The sequence below is a fragment of the Sulfurovum sp. genome (assembly GCF_041562805.1).
Classification (GTDB): Bacteria; Campylobacterota; Campylobacteria; order Campylobacterales; family Sulfurovaceae; genus Sulfurovum.
This window is the reverse complement of the sequence record NZ_JBFFOH010000205.1, coordinates 1-3,825: the sequence shown is the minus strand read 5'-3', so window position 1 is coordinate 3,825 and position 3,825 is coordinate 1. Positions and strand designations below refer to the sequence as shown.

General features: G+C 33.2%; 3 protein-coding genes. All 3 read left to right on the top strand.

The window, feature by feature from the left end; genetic code table 11:
- The coding region (locus tag ABYK33_RS14570) for a DUF2628 domain-containing protein (protein ID WP_373034025.1) at positions 1-444 on the top strand (444 nt) is incomplete at its 5' end.
- A 65-nt stretch (positions 445-509) separates the two neighbouring features.
- Positions 510-1,217, top strand: coding sequence for a hypothetical protein (locus tag ABYK33_RS14565; RefSeq protein ID WP_373034024.1), 708 nt, complete (start codon positions 510-512; stop codon positions 1,215-1,217).
- Positions 1,207-3,534 (top strand): DEAD/DEAH box helicase, encoded by a 2,328-nt coding sequence (locus ABYK33_RS14560; RefSeq protein WP_373034022.1) that lies wholly within the window; start codon positions 1,207-1,209, stop codon positions 3,532-3,534. Before ABYK33_RS14565 ends, ABYK33_RS14560 begins: the two co-directional genes overlap by 11 nt.
- Positions 3,535-3,825 lie beyond the last annotated feature (291 nt).

The following is a 3,825-nucleotide window of genomic DNA, read 5'->3' as shown; positions in this document are numbered from 1 at the left end:
TTTGTCAACAAACCCGAGGTCACGGCATGGTACAAGATGGCCTTTAGCCGCTACAGCGTCAACGGCGTGGACAAGATGTCATGGGTCTGGAGCTGGTGGGCCTTTTTCGGCGGCGTCTTCTACCTGCTCTACCGCAAAGCCTACCTCCCTGCCCTCGGACTTTTTGTCCTGACCATCGTCAGTTTCGCCATTCCTTTCGGCGGCCTCATCGTCTGGATCGTCACCGGAGGCCTCGCCCCCTACTTCGTCTACCAGACCTACAAGAGTAAAAAAGCGGAGATCGAAGCGAACATAGCAGACGAACAAAAGCGCATCGAGACCATGCGCGCCGTCGGCGGCGTCAACGACTGGGCCATCTGGCTCGCCGTCGCCCTGCACGTTCTTATGTGGATCTCGGTCTTTACGATGTTGTCGACTATGATGGCGATGTTTTCGCAGCAATAAGAAAGATATAGTTATTTCGAGGTACTTTAGATCATATTTAACATATTTACATAACAAGGACTATATTGAAAATTATCAGTTGTAAGAACGAAAATATGAACGATCATGGTAAATCTACAACTTGTAATGTTTATTCTATCCATGTAAAGATAAATGATATTGGCACTAGAGCTAAAGAAATGATATTAACATTATCTGATACGAGTTGGATTAATAAACTTGATTTTATACCAAAAACAAGTTATGAGGCTAGAGCTGAGCGAACGATAGAAAAATTGATTCATGATATATTGATGAAAGTAGCAAATGATGTGACTGCTGAATTTGGAGAATTTTTAATTTCTGTTTCTGCACAAGATGTTTTAGAATCAAATTTTAAACACTCTAAAATTCCACTAGCTGAACTATTAAAAGAAAAGGTTAGTGGAAATCCAGGCTTTGATTTTCATACAGAAAGTGCTACCAACTTAATTGCATTTGGAGAGGCAAAATATAGCGGAATTGTTAATAAACACAACACTGCTATAAAACAAATAAAAGAATTTATCGACTTGCGTAAAGACGACGCTGAATTAGTTGACTTACAACATTTTGTAACTCTTGAAGCAATTGAAAACTATAAACTAACAAGAAAAGCGTATGTGGCAGCTTTTTCGATTAATGACAAAGATCCAACAAGCGTTATTCACAAAGCCTTAACTTCAAAACATATTGATCATTTACTTGCACATAAAGAACTGTACATTATAGGGATTGAAATAGATGGCAAATAAAATACTAGGAAATGATGATATTGAGCAAACAATAGTGAACATCATAAATACAATTCATAAATATGGTCCTGTTAATACAGCAGATTTTGAAAAACTTGCCTATATAAAAAAGTTATATCCTGAAATACTATATAACTATGAAAAAAAACTTTTATCTGCAATGGGCTTATTCTACAAAGTTCAAAAACCTAAAAGCATATTAGAAGAAGTTTATTCCATATATGAAGATACTATAGTTGAAAGCACTGGAAGAAATTTCACCCCCGTACAAGCACATGCATATTTAAACATTCGTGACAAAAAATATTTTTCATTTTCTGCACCTACAAGTGCAGGGAAATCCTATTTATTTAGAGAGCTCATTCAAAATGTAGATTATGATATTGTAATAATAGTCCCTTCTCGGGCACTTATTACAGAGTATGTAAAAACAGTAACTGATTTGTTATCTGACGATAAATCTATTTTAATACTTCCGTTTATCGAAAATATCAATATTTCACGAATAAAAAGAAGAATATTTATTCTAACACCAGAAAGAGGTGTAGAACTATTTAAAAGAATTAATGAATTCAATATAGGGCTTTTTTTATTAGATGAAGCACAGATTTCTGAAGAAGGAATTAGAGGAATGAAATTTGATGCATTTGTACGAAGAATAGATAAGTCACTTCCGAATGCTAAAAAAGTTTTTGCACATCCATTTGTTAACAATCCAGATGCACAACTTAAAAAACATAATTTTACAGCTGAGTCATCCTCATTTCTCTACCAACAACATAGTGTAGGTAAGATTTTTTTAGCTATAGACAATAGTCAATTACAATATTTTTCTCCGTATCAAACTCCAAACAATAGGTATTTAAATACATTAGAAACTGACATTGTTGATGAAACTTTAGCAAGAGGTGGAACATTATTAGTATATATATCGAAAAATAAAATATATGACGGAACATACTTAACTGATTTTTCTAAGTATATTGATAACTGTCAAAAATTGACAGACGTTAATGCGATTCAATTAATTGAGAAACTTAGAGTTTTTATCGGAGCATCAAAAACAGGAGTAGAAAAGCATTCTTTACTTATTGATATGATGGAAAAAGGAATTGTGATTCATCATGGTTCAATGCCATTAAATATACGTTTAATCATAGAAGAGTTCATCAAAGCAAAGTATGCACATATCTGTTTTGCCACTGCAACTTTGATTCAAGGTATAAATATGCCATTTGACATAGTTTGGATTGATAATTTTCACAATTTGAATACATTAAATCTTAAAAACTTAATTGGTAGAGCAGGTCGTACAACATCATCAAACTATAATTTTGAATTTGGTTATACAATTGTAAAAAAAATCAATGTACCTACTTTTTGTTCAAGAATTAACGACACTATTTTATTAGATGAAGTTTCACTCATTGACAAAGACATATCGACAATGTCAGATGATGTAAAGGATATTGTTGAAGCAGTAAAAAATGATACTTATAATGATGAATTACATTTAACTAATGCGCAAGTAGATAGGTTACGAGAGTCAAACATCAACCCTGATATTAAATATATTTTAGACAATATACTGCTAAATGGACAACCAATTAATGGAAACGACTATTACAATCTTGACAACAAAATTCGTAATAAAGTAAAAGACACGTTTAAAAAAGTCTATGTAAAACATCTTAGAAGACAAAGTTTAAATAAAGCCGAAGCATCAGTATTAAGTGCTTCTATACCTATAATGTTATGGCATATACAAGGTAAATCATTTAGTGAGATGGTTTCATTAAGGTATGCATTCTTAACAGAAAAAGATAAAAAAAATAAAATTCTTTCCAACTTAAGACATGGAAAGCTATCAGCTACTGAAGCTAACTCACAAATCGCAGCTATTGAAATTAGGTTTACACCCAGTCCATCATCTTTACCAAATAGCCAATTAAAAATTTCTTCATTATTTTCTAAAGGCACCTCTATTAATGACCTAGATTATGATACATTAGTTTATGATACGTATGATTACTTAGACAAAGTCATCTCATTATCATTAGTTGATCCACTATGTGGCGCATTTGAATTATATTATAATGACACACATGACCCAAGAGCATTAATTATGAAAAACTTTCTTAGATTTGGTACTAATGATGAACTTGAAATTTGGTTATTACGATATGGTTTTGGGTTTGAGGATATTGAATGGATTACAGAATACATTGATTCAATTAATGAAAATGAAATAATTTTCAATCCTTCAATAAACAACTTAAGCCCTGACATGTATGAAGTAATTAGTAGATATGTATGATAAATTCAAGGGGTCAGGTTACCAATATTAATTTTCATCTTTACTCTGCGTAATAGATGATTGATCGTTCCTTGTTTGAGTAGTCTGGCCCTCTAAGTCTTGATAGCAACAAGAGAGTCAGAGATAAAGCCAACGTAAAAAAGTAATCTATTTTCCCCGTTCTCACCTTGTATAAACAATGTGTTGTCTCAATATTTTAAAAGTTGCAGCTTTTCCAAGCAAAAGCTTGGGCGAACTGACCTTTACGACGAAAAACCGCTGAGAGCGCGGGGATTTACGGTAGCCAGAGCG